Below are 15357 nucleotides of genomic sequence, written 5' to 3'. Positions count from 1 at the left end.
CTTGAAATAGTCAGAGCGTCGCGCCGAGGTGCCAGGGCACGAACTCGTTGTCGCCGTAGCCGAACGCCTCGCTCTTGGTCTTGCGGCCGGACGCCGTCTCGATGATCAGCTCGAAGATCTCGCGGCCCATGCCGGCGATCGTCTTCTCGCCGGAAGCGATCACGCCGCAATTGACGTCCATGTCCTCTTCCATCTGGTGATACATGGTCGAGTTGGTGGCGACCTTGATCGACGGCGTCGGCCGGCAGCCGAAGCAGGAGCCGCGGCCGGTGGTGAAGACGATGACATTGGCGCCGCCGGCGACCTGGCCGGTGGCCGAGACCGGGTCGTAGCCGGGCGTGTCCATGAACACCAGGCCGCTGCCGCTCACCTTCTCGGCATAGCCGAAGACGCCGTTGAGCGGCGTCTGGCCGCCCTTGGCGACGGCACCCAGCGACTTTTCCAGGATGGTGGTCAGGCCGCCGCGCTTATTGCCGGGCGAGGGATTGTTGTCGATCGAGGCGCCGTGCTTGGCGGTATGGTCCTCCCACCATTTCACGTAGCTGTCGAGCTTGGCGGCGATCTCGGGCGAGGCGGCGCGGTAGGCAAGCAGGTGCTCGGCGCCGTAGATCTCGGTGGTCTCCGACAGGATGCCGATGCCGCCGCAGCCGGCGAGAATATCGACCGCCGCGCCAAGCGCCGGGTTGGCGGTGATGCCGGACATGCCGTCGGAGCCGCCGCATTGCAAGCCGACGACGATCTCGCTGACCGGGATCGGTTCGCGCTTCAGACGGCCTACTTCCTCAGCGATCTCGGCCAGCACGCCCATCGCCTTCTTGACCGATTTACGCGAGCCGCCGGCCTCCTGGATGTTGAAGTGGCGTTTTCCGGCGGCCACGCCTTTCTGACCGTAGAGGGTAAGCTGGTTGACCTCGCAGCCGAGCCCCACCATCAGCACGCCGCCGAAATTTGGGTGGCGCGCATAGCCGGCGAGCGTGCGGTGCAGAACCATCATGCCGTCGCCGGTGGCGCTCATGCCGCAGCCCTGGCCGTGGACGATCGGCACGAAGCCGTCGATGCCGGGATATTTCGGCAAAAGCGTGCGATTGGCCTCGTCGGCGATCGCATGGCAGACGGTGGACGAGCAGTTGACGCTGGCGATGATGCCGATGAAGTTGCGCGTTCCCGCGCGACCGTCGGCGCGTCGGTAACCCATGAAGGTGCGCTTGCGGTCGGCCTCGTTGGCATGCTCGGCCTCGCTCGGCGGTACGACCGGCAGGCGTCCGCTCTCGAAGACCAGATTGTGCGAATGGACGTGTTCGCCCGGCGCGATGGCTTGAGTGGCGCCGCCGATCGCCTGCGCGTATTTCACCACCGCCTCGCCGGCCGCGATCGGCTTGATCGCCACCTTGTGCCCAGGGTCGATCGCGACAGCCGCGACCGCGCCTCCGGGCAGCGCCGCGCCGATCTCGATGCGGCCATTGGCGACCGCGACATTGTCGGCGGGGGAAAGAAGGATGGTGTTTGCGGCGTTCACGGGCGGCTGTCCTGGGTAAACCTGGGAGTGCGGGCGGATTGACATGCGCCCATTTGAGGATAATGTCTTTTATCGTGAAAAAACATTTTTGCGTCAATTGTTTTTTCATCGCGCACGCCGCGCACCCTTTGGGTGGACGGCTGCCCGTTTGGCAAAGCCGGCGAAATTCGTTCCGCATTTCGGCGGCTTGCGCTAGGAACACCGATCATATCGCGCTTCCGGCCGGTGGCCGCAAGCGTTGGGGGATACGGGGCATGTCGAAGAGCAACAACGTCTACAAGGACGCCTTCAACCGCGGACTGCGGCTGCTCGACGAAACCAGGAGCCTGCCGTCGGAGCCCGAGCTTGGAACGCTGCTCGGCGTCAGCCGCACGACGGTGCGCAGCATCCTTTCGCGCATGGAAGAGACCGGACTGATCACCTGGAACAAGCGCAACAAGACGGTGCTGCGGGCGCCGAAACCGGAAGACTTCTTCCCCGAGGAAGAGACCGACTCGCTGGCCGAGATCATCGAGCGCTCCTTCATGCGCCGGCTGCTTGCCGAGGGCGCCGAAGCGGGCATGCAGATCAACGAGCTCGAGCTGGCGCGCGAGATCGGCGTCGGCACCACCAGCGTGCGCGAATTCCTGATCCGCTTCTCGCGCTTCGGCCTGATCGAGAAGCGGCGTAACAGCCACTGGGTGCTGAAAGGCTTCACGCGGGCCTTCGCGCTGGAGCTGACCGAGATCCGTGAGATGTTCGAGCTGCGCTCGGCCGCCGCCTTCGCCGCACTGCCGGAGGAGAGCGCGGTCTGGGCCGATCTCGACCGGCTCGAGGTCGAGCACCGCCAGCTTGCCAGCGAGATCGCCACGCGATTCAACGAATTCTCCGAGCTCGACGAGCGCTTCCACCGGCTGATCCACCGCGCCTCGCACAACCGCTTCATCGTCGATTTCTACGATGTGATCGCGATGATCTTCCACTACCACTACCAGTGGAACAAGGCGCAGGAGCGCCAGCGCAACGAGGTCGCGGTCCAGGAGCATCTGGCCTATATCGCGGCGTTGAAATCGCGCGATCCGGGCAAGGTGGACGCCGCCTGCCGCAAGCATCTGAAGTCGGCACGCCAGACGCTGCTGAGCTCCATTCCCGAAGGGCGATCGGTCCAGCCCGCCTAGAGCGTTTCACCGTTTCACGGAAACGGCGAACCGCTCTATCTCTTTGTTTTGGCGCAATTCCGGACGGAAAACCGTTTCACACTTTTCCTGGAATTGCTCTAATGAGGCGCATCGCGCCGCGTTGCCGCAGCCTGGCTTTGCCGATTTTCCGGCTGCCCGCCCCATGCTAGGGTCAGTTGAATTGCTGGAAAGAGGTAAGTCTTTGGATATCCGGCTGAGACGATGGAGCATGCCGGCCGCGTTCGTTGCGGCGCTGCTGCTGTTGTTCCAGTCGGCGCTCGGCGCCTTCGCCTTCGGCGCGCCTTCGCAGCTCGACGCGTTCGGCAACGTCATCTGCACGCATGACGGGGCGGTTAAGTTTCCCGGCGGCGATCCGCATCAGCAGCACATGCCGGCCTGCTGCTCGCTTGGCTGCAGCATGGTTTCGCCCGCCCATCTGCCGCCGCCGGACAGCGGCGCGCTTGCGGGGCTCTCTGCCTTCGAAGCAGTTGCTTACCCGCCCCTGGCTTTCCGGCATCTCGATTTCGCCCGAGACCGTTCGCCCGCCAATCCGCGCGCGCCACCGGCAACGGTCTGACGAAAACCCGCGAAACCTTTCGCGGGCCCATTCATCCAAGATCAGACTGCTCGCGACCGGATGACGGTGCGATCTCATACCCATGGAGCAACCATGTCCAATCTTCTTCCTGCAACGCGCGCGCACGCTCATCGCGGCCCGCTTCCGCGCGGCTTCCAATACTTCAGTCTCGCCTTACTCGGCCTCCTTCTCCTGTTTGCATGCGTTCCCGGCGCCCTGGCGCATGAATTCAAGGTCGGCGACCTGGAGATCGGGCACCCGTGGTCGCGCGCGACACCGCCCGGCGCCAAGGTGGCCGGCGGCTATTTCACCGTGACCAACAAGGGCAGTTCGCCGGACAGGCTGCTGTCGATTTCATCTGACATTTCGGACACGGCCGGGGTGCATGACATGGGCGTCAAGGACGGCGTCATGACCATGCGGCCCGTCAATGGCGGGCTGGAAATTCCCGCGGGCGGCAAGGTCGAGCTGAAGCCCGGCGGCTATCACCTGATGTTCGTCGGCCTGAAGCGGCAGCCCAAGCTGGGCGAGAAATTCCCCGCAACATTGACCTTCGAGAAGGCCGGCAGCGTCAGCGTCGAGTTCGCTGTCGAAGGCATGGGCGAAATGGGCGGCACGGACGATCACGCCGAGTGACCATTTCGAATTCAGAGGGACTTTCATGAAGACATATCTTTTGGCGGTGGGCGCGCTTCTCGCGCTCGGGACCAACGCCGCGCTCGCCCACATTACGCTCGAAACCCAGGAGGCGGCCGTCGGCTCGACCTACAAGGCCGTCCTGCGCGTGCCGCACGGCTGCGAGGGCAAGGCGACGACCGCGGTGCGGGTGCAGATCCCGGAAGGCGTCATTTCGGTGAAGCCGATGCCGAAACCCGGCTGGACGCTGCAGACCAAGAAAGGCCGGTACGAGAAATCGTATCAGCTCTATGGCGAGACGCTGACCACCGGCGTCAAGGAAATCGACTGGAGCGGCGGCAACCTGCCCGACGACTTCTATGACGAGTTCGTGTTCCGCGCTTCCCTGGCAGCGGATCTGCCGGCCGGTCAGATGCTCTATTTCCCGGTCGTTCAGGAATGCGGCGACGCCGCCGATCGTTGGATCGAAATTCCGTCGGCAGGCCAGGATGCGGACGCACTGGAAAATCCGGCGCCCGGCATCAAATTGCTGCCGAAGAAATGATCTCTTGATGGCGCGTCCGGTTCGGGCGCGCCATCGCTTCTCGAAAGACCGCATGAACGCAGCAACCTTCCCAGCCAGCCCGAGCGGCATCCGCATCAGGCCAGTCACCAGCGGCCTGGTTGCGGCTTTCGTGCTGATGGCGCTGCTGGTGCTGCCATGTCGCGCCTTCGCGCACGCAGCGCTGGTGGCGACCGATCCGGCCGACGGCACGGTGCTGATGCAGAGCCCCGCCCGGTTCTCGCTGACCTTCAGCGAGCCGGTCTCGCCACTGGTCCTCACCCTGGTGCGGCCGGACGGCACACGGCTCGCGCTGACCTCCTTCCGCCTCAACGGCCAGACCCTCGAGATCGACAATCCCAAGACGCTCAAATCCGGCACGCATGTGCTGAGCTGGCGGGTGATCTCGGAGGATGGCCATCCGGTCGGCGGCTCGGCGCTGTTTTCAATCGGGGCGCCGAGTGCGGCGCCAGAGGCGGGCGAAGCCGTCGACTGGTCGCTGCGGGGAGCGATCTGGACGGCCAAGCTCCTTCTCTATGCCGGCCTCTTTCTCGGCGTCGGCGGCGCCTTCTCGCTCGCCTGGCTCGCCGAGGACCGGCGATGCGGCCGGCGCTTCGTCATCGGCGCTCTGCTCTGCGGATTGGCCGCCGCGCCGGCTTCGCTCGGCTTGCTGGGGCTGGACGCGCTCGGCGCGCCGCTTGACCGATTCGCCGCACCGATCGTCTGGCGGACAGCGCTCGATACGAGCTTCTGCTGGACGGTGCTTGTCGCCCTGATCGCGCTTGGGCTTGCAATGCTGTCGCTCGTCGGACCGCGCGCTCCTCGCAAGCTGCTTGCGCTCGCCGGACTCATCGGTGTCGGTGCAGCGCTTGCGGCAAGCGGCCATGCAAGTGCCGCCGAGCCGCAGTGGCTGACGCGGCCGCTGGTGTTCCTGCACGGCGCTGCGATCGCCTTCTGGACCGGCGCGCTGGCACCGCTAGGCCTCGCGTTGCGCTACCAGCCGGCCGAGGCGAAGGTTTTCCTGCGCCGGTTTTCGCGCGCCATTCTGCCCGTCGTTGCCGTGCTCGCCGCAAGCGGCATCGTGCTTGCAATTATCCAGGTGCAGGCACCGGCCGCATTGGTCAACACCCCCTATGGCCGTTTGCTGTTGTTGAAACTGGCCCTGCTGCTATTCCTCCTCACGCTCGCCTCGGTGAACCGCTGGACGCTGACCGCGCCGGCCGAAGCGGGCGACACGGAGGTGCAGCGGCGGCTGGTGCGCTCGATCGGCATCGAGACGCTGATCGTGCTCGCCATCTTCGGCGTCGCCGCCGGCTGGCGCTTCACGCCACCGCCGCGCGCGCTGGCGATCGCCGCCGCACAGCCGGTGTCGGTCCACATCCATACGCTGAAGGCGATGGCCGATCTCAGTATCACACCCGGCCATGCGGGGCAGGTGGCCGCCTCGATGGTCATCATGACCGGCGATTTCGGGCCGCTCGATGCCAAGGCGGTGACGCTGGTGCTGTCGAAGCCGGATTCCGGCATTGAGCCGATCAAGCGGCCGGCGACGAAACCCGGCGACGGTACCTGGCGCGTCGACAATCTCGTCATTCCACTGTCTGGTCGCTGGAACGCCAGGCTCGATATTCTCGTTTCAGACTTCGAGCTGGTGAAGATCGAGGCACCGGTCGACATCCGGTCCGACTAGGCCCGACCGACACAATTCGGCGAGGCGGTTGACGCCGTCGCGAAGGCCCGTCAATCATCCTTTGCAAAACGCGGCCTTCAACAAACGATCCGAAAGCAGGGAAGAAACGATGGAAAAAGCCGAAATCGGCCTGATCGGCCTTGGCACGATGGGCTCCAATCTGGCGCTCAACATCGCCGAGCACGGACACCGCATCGCCGTCTTCAACCGCACCCCATCGCGCACCGATGCCTTTGTCGAGGGCGCAGGGGTGCTGAAGGACAGGATCGTCCCCTGCTACAGCCTGGAAGAACTTGCCGCGGCGATCCGGCCGCCCAGGCCGATCATCATCATGGTTCTGGCCGGCAAGCCGGTCGACGAACAGATCGCGGCACTGCGCGGGGTGCTCTCCGACAACGACATCGTCATCGATGCCGGCAACGCCAATTTCCGCGACACGATGCGGCGCTTCTCAGACCTTTCGGGCTCCGGCCTGACCTTCATCGGCATGGGCGTGTCGGGCGGCGAGGAGGGCGCGCGTCACGGGCCGTCGATCATGGTCGGCGGCACGGAGGAGTCCTGGCAGCTTGTCGAGAAGGTGCTGACGGCGATCTCCGCCAAGTTCAAGGACGAACCCTGCGCCGCCTGGCTCGGCACCGACGGCGCCGGCCATTTCGTCAAGACGATCCATAACGGCATCGAATATGCCGACATGCAGATGATCGCCGAGATCTACGGCATCCTGCGCGACGGTCTCGGCATGGGGCCGAAGGAGATCGGCAAGGTCTTCGAAGACTGGAACAAGGGCCGGCTCAACTCATACCTGATCGAAATCACCGCCAAGGTTCTTGCCGCCGACGATCCCAAGACCGGCAAGCCGGTGGTCGACATAATCCTCGACCGCGCCGGCCAGAAGGGTACCGGCAAGTGGTCGGTCATCGAGGCGCAACAGCTCGGCATTCCGGCGACGGCAATCGAGGCGGCGGTGGCGGCGCGCGTGCTGTCCTCGATCAAGGACGAACGGCAGGCGGCGGAAAAGGCCTATGGCAGTATAGGCGTCGAAAAGATCGCCGGCGACAAGGCGACCTTGCTGAAGTATCTCGAACTGGCGCTCTTCGCCGGCAAGATCGCCGCCTATGCGCAAGGTTTTGCGGTGATGAGCGGCGCCTCGAAGGAGTTCAACTGGGATCTGCCGATGCCGACCATCGCCAAGATCTGGCGCGCCGGCTGCATCATCCGCTCGCAGATGCTGGACACGATGGCCGAGGCTTTCGGGTCAGGTGGCGCTTCGACCAACCTCCTGATGGCGCCGGCCTTCATCGCCATGATGAAGGAGGCGCATCCGTCGCTCAGGCGCATCGTGGCCAAGGCCTCCGAGGCAGGCTCGCCGGTGCCGGCGCTGTCGTCGGCGCTCGCCTATTTCGACAGCTACCGCCAGGGCCGCGGCACCTCGAACCTGATCCAGGCGCAGCGTGATTTCTTCGGCGCGCATGGCTTCGAGCGCATCGGCGAGCAGGGGGCGTTCCATGGCCCGTGGGGCAGCGGGGCGAGCGGGTGAGACGCGCCGCCGCTCTCGCGGAACGTCTATTTCAGATATCCGATCACGAGCCGAGTGGCCTCGTCGATGAGCGTTTCGGCCGCTTTATTCGATAGCTTCTCAGATCTGTGCAACACCGCAGTATGGGCCAGCGCTTCGATCGAAGTCACGCACACGAAGGCTGCAAGTCCAAGATCGGCCACGCGTAGTTCGTCGCTGCGGCTTTCGAGATAGCTCTTGAAGAGAGCATGGGCTTCACGATTGAACGCTTCCACATTTTCGAGGCGTCCCGTGCGCGGAATCTGCTCGGCAAGGACACGATGCAGCTTGGGGTCGATGCGATGCGCCTCGATCGCGACAGCAACAAGCCGGCGCACTGCCCTCTCGACCGGCTGCGAGGCGACCTCCGCAAACACCCGTCGCACGACCTGCATGATATGCTGGTTGTGACGATCGATGACGGCGGCAACGAGCGCTTCCTTGCCCGGGTAGTACTGGTAAAGCGAGCCGATGCTCACGCCGGCCTCTTCGGCGATCCGGTTGGTGCTGGCCCTGTCGAAACCGTCGCGGACCAAAATGCGAGCGGTCGCGTCAACAAGCGCGTCCACCGTCGCGCGCGACCTCTCCTGAGAGGCGTTCTTCCTTGGATTTGTGAGCGGCTTAGGTGTCATCTTCCTGTCGGTCCCAATGCGAGTAGACAATTGTGAGCTATCGCTCGCATTATGTCTAGCAACGCCCCCAACGATCTGGACGATGACAGATGCTCTATGGAACTGTTTTAGGAATCCATGCGTACGCCATGTGCGCCGCTTTGCTATTGTTCGTGGCAAACGAACTTCTGCTAATTCCTGCCCGACGAGGGCAGCCAGGGCCGGCCAGATTGGCTTTCTTTGCCAGTCGTTTTGCAGGGCTCCTGGTGGGCGCCGGTGTGCTTGCCGGCATTGTCCTTGTCTTTCTTGGCGGCTGGTCCCTGTTGACGCCTTGGCTGGTGGTGTCGCTTGCGCTTGTCGCCGCCTTGATGGCGGTCGAGCACAAGCTCGTACGCCCCTGGGCGACGCAGGCCCAGGCAGCGCTCCGCGGCGCCATCTCGGGTAAAGAGATCAAAGCATTTGCTGGCGACAAACGGGCGCTGGTCGGACGCCTAACCATGATCATGCTCTTTGCGCTCATTGTCGCCTTGATGACCGCGAAGCCGCAACTGAACGTCTTTGCATGATGATTGCCGTCGCAGAAAGCGCAGCGTCACTGGCCTCCTGAATGCCGATAGGGCAGGACTTCGCCAGGCTTGCTGAGCGATTGCAGGGAACCGGGCGCGGCACCACCGATCCAGCCCAGCACCGCGCGGGCGAGCTCGGAGCCGGCGAGCCGAAAATTCTCGTTTACGACGAACAGTTCGCGCCGGAACAAATGCAGCAGTTCCGACGACTGTTTCGACACGACGTCGACGTCGCGGCCAAGCTTGAGGCCGGCATCCTCGATGCCGGCGACGATGGCGAGCGTCGCCGCCGCGGCGCTGCTGACGAAGCCGTCCGGCCGATCCTCGCGCCGCATCAACTGCGCGGTCCGCATCCTGATCTGCTCGATCGAATGGTCGATCGTAACGGTGTTGAACGGCACTTCGCTGGCGCCGACTTCGCTCAACGCATCGGTGAAACCGTCGACGGTGTGGCCGCGATAGGTCAGACCGATGGGTGGCGTCAGCAAGGCGAGCCGACGCCGGCCGATGCCGGCCAAATGCCGCACCGCTTCGCTGGCAAAAGCGTAGTTGTCGAAGTCGTGATAGGGATGCACCAGGCCCATGTCGGTGCGGCCATGCGTGGCAAAGGGAATGCCGTGCTCCAGCATGTAGCGGGCCCTGGGATCGTTGGGCTGTGCGCGGGAAATGATGACGCCGTCGGCCGAGCCCGTCTCGACCAGATAGCGCACCGGATCCAGCGGATCCTGCGAGCGCGAGTAGGGCGTGACGATCAGGTGATAGGGCGTGTCGGCGATCACCTCGGTGACGCCATAGATGATGTCCGAGACGAAGCTCATCAGCTCGTGCTCGGTGTTGAGCACCAGGCTGATGACGTTGGTCTTGCCGGTTCTGAGCCTCACGCCGGCGCGGTTCGGCCGGTAGCCGATCTGCTTGGCCACGAGCTGGACGCGCCGCCTGGTCTCGGCGCCGATCTCCGGCGCATCCTTCAGCGCGCGCGAGACGGTGGTGACGCCAAGCCCGGTCATGAAGGCAAGCGTCTTCAGCGTCGGCCGTTCCTTGGCCGACGTGTCGTCGTCCTTCTCGCTTGCTCGTCTGTCCATTCGTCCCGCCCATCAGGCGCATAGCAGCCGCGGGGCCGGCCGGCAATCGTGCGCTTCGACATTTTGCGCGGCCTTCAACCCGTGATACGGTTCAATATACTGAAACGTTACAGATTGCCAACGCCCGCGACCGGTGGGCGGATCGCGATAGCGGCGATCAGCGTCGAAGGGAGCGGCCGAAAGCCACTGGAATCACAAAGAAATCTCAATTTCTCGGGGCTTTCGGCATCAAACGATCCCGTCAGGGGCTGTCGAGCTGCTCCCGGAGAAGGATTTTGTTCGCGCTCCGAAAAAATATCATGCCGTTTCCATTCGAGGGGTTGCCTATGTCTGCCAATTGCCGTATCGAAAATCTGTAACGTTTCAGATTCTGGGAGGAACCGAAATGCGATACAAATTCCTGACTGCCGCGTTCGCCGCGACGGTCGCGCTGAATTTCGCCGGACCGGCGGGCGCGACCGACCTCGAAGTCACTCATTGGTGGACTTCGGGCGGCGAGGCGGCAGCGGTGGCTGAACTCGCCAAGGCATTCGACGCGACCGGCAATCACTGGGTCGACGGCGCCATCGCCGGCTCCGGCGGCACGGCGCGGCCGATCATGATCAGCCGCATCACCGGCGGCGACCCGATGGGCGCCACCCAGTTCAACCACGGCCGCCAGGCGGAGGAGCTTGTCCAGGCCGGGCTGATGCGCGACCTCACCGATCTCGCCACCAAGGACAAGTGGACGGAAATCGTGCGGCCGAAGAGCCTGCTCGACAGCTGCACCATCGACGGCAAGATCTATTGCGTGCCGGTCAACATCCATTCCTGGCAGTGGCTGTGGCTGTCGAGCGAGGCCTTCCAGAAGGCCGGCGTGCCGATGCCGAAGGACTGGAATGAATTCGTGGCAGCCGCGCCGGCGCTGGAAAAGGCCGGCATCATCCCGCTCGCGGTCGGCGGGCAGCCCTGGCAGGCATCGGGCGCCTTCGACGTGCTGCTCGCCGCGGTCGGCGGCACCGACGCCTTCCTCAAGGTCTACAAGGAAAAGGACGCCAAATTCGCCGGCGGCCCCGAGATCGCCAAGGTGTTCAAGGCAGCCGACGACGCCCGCAAGATGGCCAAGAACACCAATGTGCAGGACTGGAACCAGGCGACCAATCTCGTCATCACCGGCAAGGCCGGCGGGCAGATCATGGGCGACTGGGCGCAGGGCGAGTTCCAGGTCGCCGGCAAGACTGCCGGCAAGGACTATACCTGCCTGCCCGGCCTCGGCCTGAACGAGGTCATCGCCACCGGCGGCGACGCCTTCTACTTCCCGCTGCTGAAGGACGCCGACAAGGCCAAGGCGCAGGAAGTCCTGGCCGAGACGCTGCTCGATCCGAAGACCCAGGTCGCCTTCAATCTCAAGAAGGGCTCGCTGCCGGTGCGCGGCGACGTCGACCTCAACACGGCGAACGACTGCATGAAGAAGGGCCTCGCGATCCTCGCCAAGGGCGCCGTCATCCCGTGGACGGACCAGCTGCTCTCGCAGGACAGCCAGAAGCAGAAGGAGGATCTGTTCTCCGAATTCTTCGCCAAGCCAGACATGACGCTCGAAGAGGCGCAGAAGCGCTTCGCCGACATCATCGCTTCGGCCGACTGATCGACGGCGCCCCCGCCAGCTCCCGGCCCCTGCCCATCCGGGGTCGGGAGCGTGATGCCCTCATTGTCCCAGCCCGGCTGCCGAGATGAGCAACAGCGAACGCCCCAACCAGCTTTTCCGCAATCTCAATGCCAAGGTCGCGTCGATCCCGATGATCCTGACCGCGCTGGTGGTCTTCGTCGGCGGCACGGCCTGGACGGTGCTCTATTCCTTCACCAATTCGAAGCTGTTGCCGCGGCTGAATTTCGTCGGGCTCGACCAGTACTACCGGCTGTGGGCGACGCCGCGCTGGCTGGTGTCGATCGAGAACCTTTTGATCTACGGCGTGATCGCGCTGGTGTTTTCGCTGGTGATCGGCTTCATCCTCGCGGCGCTGCTCGACCAGAAGATCCGCTTCGAGGACACGTTCCGCACCATCTTCCTCTACCCGTTCGCGCTCTCCTTCATCGTCACCGGGCTGGTCTGGCAGTGGCTGCTCAATCCGGACTTCGGCATCCAGCGCGTGGTGCGCGACCTCGGCTGGACGAGCTTCAGCTTCGATCCGCTCTATAATTCCAGCATCGTCATTTACGGCATTTCGATCGCGGCGCTCTGGCAAGGCACGGGGCTCATCATGTGCCTGATGCTCGCCGGCCTGCGCGGCATCGACGAGGACATCTGGAAAGCCGCGCGGGTGGACGGCATACCGATGTGGAAGACCTATCTCTTCATCGTCATCCCGATGATGCGGCCGGTCTTCATAACCACCTTGGTCATCATCGCCGCCGGCATCGTCAAGGTCTACGATCTGGTGGTGGCCCAGACCAGCGGCGGTCCCGGCATCGCCTCCGAGGTGCCGGCAAAGTACGTCTACGACTACATGTTTTTCGCCCAGAACCTCGGCCAGGGTTTCGCTGCCTCGACGATGATGCTTCTGTCGGTGGTGATCGTCATCGTGCCATGGGCCTACCTCGAATTCGGAGGCAAGAAGCGTGGCTGACGTTTCCCTCGCCGCTCAAGCGGCCGCCATCAGATCCACGGTGTCCGGGCCGAGCGGAACGAAACCGCGACATGTGTTCTCGCGCCGCAACATCTTCCTCTATGGCACGCTCATCGTCGTGGCGCTCTATTACCTCCTGCCGCTCTACGTGATGGTGGTTACCTCGCTCAAAGGCATGCCGGAGATCCGCCTCGGCAACATCTTCTCGCCGCCGCTGGAGATCACCTTCGAGCCTTGGGTCAAGGCTTGGTCGACGGCCTGCACGGGCCTCAACTGCGATGGGCTCTCGCGCGGCTTCTGGAACTCGGTGCGCATCACCGTTCCGTCGGTGCTGCTGTCGATCGCGATCGCCTCGGTGAATGGCTATGCGCTTGCCAACTGGCGTTTCAAGGGCGCCGACACGTTCTTCATCATCCTGATCGTCGGCGCCTTCATTCCCTATCAGGTGATGATTTATCCGATCGTCATCATCCTGCGCGAGATCGGCCTCTACGGCAGCCTCAAAGGCCTGGTGATCGTCCACTCCATCTTCGGCATGCCGATCCTGACGCTTCTGTTCCGCAACTATTTCACGTCGATGCCGGAAGAGCTGTTCCGCGCCGCGCGCGTCGACGGCGCCGGCTTCTGGGGCATCTACCTGCGCATCATGCTGCCGATGTCGCTGCCGATCTTCGTCGTCGCCATCATCCTGCAGGTGACCGGCATCTGGAACGACTTCCTGTTCGGCGTCGTCTACACCCGCCCCGACACCTATCCGATGACGGTGCAGCTCAACAACATCGTCAACTCGGTGCAGGGCGTGAAGGAATACAACGTCAACATGGCCGCGACCATCCTGACCGGCCTCGTGCCGCTCATCGTCTACTTCGTTTCCGGCAAGCTCTTCGTGCGCGGCATCGCCGCCGGCGCGGTGAAAGGATGATGATGGCAGCAGCGATCGCCAATCCCAGCGTTTCGATCCAGAACCTGTCGCTCAATTTCGGCGCGGTCTCGGTTCTGCAGACGCTCAATCTCGACGTCGCCGAGGGCGAATTCATCGTGCTACTCGGGCCGTCCGGCTGCGGCAAGTCGACCTTGCTCAACTGCATCGCCGGCCTGCTCGACATCTCGGAAGGCCGCATCTTCATCAAGGGCAAGAACGTCACCTGGGAAGAGCCGAAGGATCGCGGCATCGGAATGGTGTTCCAGTCCTATGCGCTCTATCCGCAGATGACGGTCGAGAAGAACCTCTCCTTCGGCCTGCGCGTGGCCGGCGTGCCGAAGGAGGAGATCGCCAAACGCATAGCGCGCGCGGCCGAGATCCTGCAGATCGAACCGCTGTTGCAGAGGAAGCCCTCGGCGCTTTCCGGCGGCCAGCGCCAGCGCGTGGCGATCGGGCGGGCGCTGGTGCGCGACGTCGACGTCTTCCTGTTCGACGAGCCGCTGTCCAATCTCGACGCCAAGCTGCGCTCGGAGCTGCGCGTCGAGATCAAGCTGCTGCACCGCAACCTCGAGAACACGATGATCTACGTCACGCACGACCAGATCGAGGCGATGACGCTGGCCGACCGCATCGCCGTCATGAGGGGCGGCGTTATCCAGCAGCTCGATGCGCCGCAGAAGATCTACAACCGGCCGGTCAACCGCTTCGTCGCCGGCTTCCTCGGCTCGCCGGCAATGAATTTTATCAACGGGCAGCTGGAAGCGGGCGAGGAGCCGGTGTTCAAGGCCGACGGCGTGTCGGTGCCGCTTGGCCGCTATCAGTTCGACGGCGACGGTGGCCGCGTCGCCAAGCCTTGCATCTTCGGCATCCGCCCTGAGCACATCGCCTTCGGCGACGCCGCAAAGGCCATGCCGTTCACCGCCGAATCGACGGTCGAGATCGTCGATCCGATGGGCTCCGACACGCTGGTGTGGACGAAGCTCGGCGGCCAGATCCTTTCCTTCCGCGTCGAAGCGGACAAGACGCTGCGCAACGGCGATGCGATCCGCATCGGCTTCGATCCGGCGCGCGCCTCGCTGTTTGACGCCGAGACCGACAGTCGCCTCTAACTCCGAAAAATCATCCCCCAAGCAGAACGGACAGGACAGATGAAATGGTCATTCCAACTCTACAGCGCCCGAAACTTCCAGCCATGGGACGGCGTGCTGAAAATGCTCGGCGAGCTGGGCTACAAGGAAGTCGAAGGCTTTGGCGGCGTCTATGACGATCCCAAGGCTTTCCGCGCCGAGCTCGACAAGAACGGACTCGCCATGCCGACCGGGCATTTCTCGATCGATGCGCTGCAGAAAGATTTCGACGGCGTGCGCAAAATCGCCGATGCGCTTGGCGTCAAGCTTTTGATCTGCCCCTATCTCATGCCCGATGCGCGGCCCTCCGATGCAGCCGGCTGGCGCGGCTTCGGCGAGCGTCTCGCCAAGGTCGGCGAGGCCGCGAAGAAGGCCGGCTACGGCTTTGCCTGGCACAATCATGATTTCGAGTTCAAGGCGCTCGCCGACGGCTCGCTGCCGCAGGACCACATCCTGTCGGCCGCGCCCGACATCGGCTGGGAAATGGACGTCGCCTGGGTGGTGCGCGGCGGCGCCGATCCGCTGCCCTGGATCGAGAAGCACGGCAAGCGCATCAGCGCCGTCCACGTCAAGGATATGGCCAAGCCCGGCGAGGGGCTGGACGAGGACGGCTGGTCGGATGTCGGCCACGGCACCATTGACTGGCCCGGCCTGATCAAGGCGTTGCGAACGAAGAGCGCGGCCCAGTATTTCGTCATGGAACAGGACAACCCCAACGACATCGAGCGCTTTGCCCGTCGCTCGATCGCGGCAGCCAAGAGCTGGTAGGAGCAG

Annotated in this window: 15 protein-coding genes; 12 read left to right on the top strand and 3 right to left on the bottom strand. The window is 64.0% G+C overall.

Annotation, left to right across the window (positions count from 1 at the left end):
- Positions 1 to 10 precede the first annotated feature (10 nt).
- Positions 11 to 1516 (bottom strand): UxaA family hydrolase, encoded by a 1506-nt coding sequence (locus RFN30_RS09030; protein ID WP_320261746.1) that lies wholly within the window; start codon positions 1514 to 1516, stop codon positions 11 to 13.
- A 254-nt stretch (positions 1517 to 1770) separates the two neighbouring features.
- Between RFN30_RS09030 and RFN30_RS09025 the strand changes: the two genes are divergently transcribed.
- The 6 genes from RFN30_RS09025 to gnd all read left to right on the top strand — a co-directional run bounded on the left by RFN30_RS09025 (position 1771) and on the right by gnd (position 7654).
- Positions 1771 to 2673, top strand: a complete 903-nt coding sequence (locus tag RFN30_RS09025; protein WP_320261745.1) for a GntR family transcriptional regulator — start codon at positions 1771 to 1773, stop codon at positions 2671 to 2673.
- Positions 2674 to 2902: 229 nt separating this feature from the next.
- The gene (locus RFN30_RS09020; RefSeq protein ID WP_320261744.1) at positions 2903 to 3250 is read left to right on the top strand and encodes a DUF2946 family protein; all 348 of its coding nucleotides are present in this window, start codon (positions 2903 to 2905) and stop codon (positions 3248 to 3250) included.
- Positions 3251 to 3343: 93 nt separating this feature from the next.
- Positions 3344 to 3886: a copper chaperone PCu(A)C gene (locus tag RFN30_RS09015; protein ID WP_320261743.1), complete on the top strand. Its 543-nt coding sequence runs from the start codon at positions 3344 to 3346 to the stop codon at positions 3884 to 3886.
- Positions 3887 to 3911: 25 nt separating this feature from the next.
- Positions 3912 to 4430: a YcnI family copper-binding membrane protein gene (locus tag RFN30_RS09010; RefSeq protein ID WP_320261742.1), complete on the top strand. Its 519-nt coding sequence runs from the start codon at positions 3912 to 3914 to the stop codon at positions 4428 to 4430.
- A 52-nt stretch (positions 4431 to 4482) separates the two neighbouring features.
- The gene (locus RFN30_RS09005; protein WP_320261741.1) at positions 4483 to 6117 is read left to right on the top strand and encodes a copper resistance CopC/CopD family protein; all 1635 of its coding nucleotides are present in this window, start codon (positions 4483 to 4485) and stop codon (positions 6115 to 6117) included.
- 109 nt (positions 6118 to 6226) lie between these two features.
- The gene (gnd, locus tag RFN30_RS09000; RefSeq protein ID WP_320261740.1) at positions 6227 to 7654 is read left to right on the top strand and encodes an NADP-dependent phosphogluconate dehydrogenase; all 1428 of its coding nucleotides are present in this window, start codon (positions 6227 to 6229) and stop codon (positions 7652 to 7654) included.
- Positions 7655 to 7680: 26 nt separating this feature from the next.
- Here gnd and RFN30_RS08995 read toward each other — a convergent pair whose 3' ends face one another.
- The gene (locus RFN30_RS08995; protein ID WP_320261739.1) at positions 7681 to 8241 is read right to left on the bottom strand and encodes a TetR/AcrR family transcriptional regulator; all 561 of its coding nucleotides are present in this window, start codon (positions 8239 to 8241) and stop codon (positions 7681 to 7683) included.
- Positions 8242 to 8393: 152 nt separating this feature from the next.
- Between RFN30_RS08995 and RFN30_RS08990 the strand changes: the two genes are divergently transcribed.
- A complete protein-coding gene (locus RFN30_RS08990; RefSeq protein WP_320261738.1) occupies positions 8394 to 8849 on the top strand; it encodes a DUF2269 family protein in 456 nt (151 codons plus the stop codon).
- Between the two features lie 26 nt (positions 8850 to 8875).
- Here RFN30_RS08990 and RFN30_RS08985 read toward each other — a convergent pair whose 3' ends face one another.
- Positions 8876 to 9931, bottom strand: a complete 1056-nt coding sequence (locus RFN30_RS08985) for a LacI family transcriptional regulator (protein ID WP_320261737.1) — start codon at positions 9929 to 9931, stop codon at positions 8876 to 8878.
- A 385-nt stretch (positions 9932 to 10316) separates the two neighbouring features.
- Between RFN30_RS08985 and RFN30_RS08980 the strand changes: the two genes are divergently transcribed.
- The 5 genes from RFN30_RS08980 to RFN30_RS08960 all read left to right on the top strand — a co-directional run bounded on the left by RFN30_RS08980 (position 10317) and on the right by RFN30_RS08960 (position 15351).
- Positions 10317 to 11555 (top strand): ABC transporter substrate-binding protein, encoded by a 1239-nt coding sequence (locus RFN30_RS08980; RefSeq protein ID WP_320261736.1) that lies wholly within the window; start codon positions 10317 to 10319, stop codon positions 11553 to 11555.
- Between the two features lie 85 nt (positions 11556 to 11640).
- Positions 11641 to 12534, top strand: a complete 894-nt coding sequence (locus RFN30_RS08975) for a carbohydrate ABC transporter permease (RefSeq protein ID WP_320261735.1) — start codon at positions 11641 to 11643, stop codon at positions 12532 to 12534.
- Positions 12527 to 13456, top strand: a complete 930-nt coding sequence (locus RFN30_RS08970) for a carbohydrate ABC transporter permease (protein WP_320261734.1) — start codon at positions 12527 to 12529, stop codon at positions 13454 to 13456. The genes RFN30_RS08975 and RFN30_RS08970 overlap by 8 nt, the downstream gene beginning before the upstream one ends.
- On the top strand, positions 13456 to 14565 hold the full coding sequence (locus RFN30_RS08965) for an ABC transporter ATP-binding protein (protein WP_320262072.1): 1110 nt from the start codon (positions 13456 to 13458) through the stop codon (positions 14563 to 14565). The genes RFN30_RS08970 and RFN30_RS08965 overlap by 1 nt, the downstream gene beginning before the upstream one ends.
- Positions 14566 to 14604: 39 nt before the next feature.
- Entirely contained in the window at positions 14605 to 15351 is a 747-nt protein-coding gene (locus RFN30_RS08960; protein WP_320261733.1) for a sugar phosphate isomerase/epimerase family protein, read from the top strand.
- Positions 15352 to 15357 lie beyond the last annotated feature (6 nt).

The organism is Mesorhizobium dulcispinae (assembly GCF_033977345.1).
Classification (GTDB): domain Bacteria; phylum Pseudomonadota; class Alphaproteobacteria; order Rhizobiales; family Rhizobiaceae; genus Mesorhizobium; species Mesorhizobium dulcispinae.
This window is presented reverse-complemented; position numbering and strand designations above follow the sequence as displayed.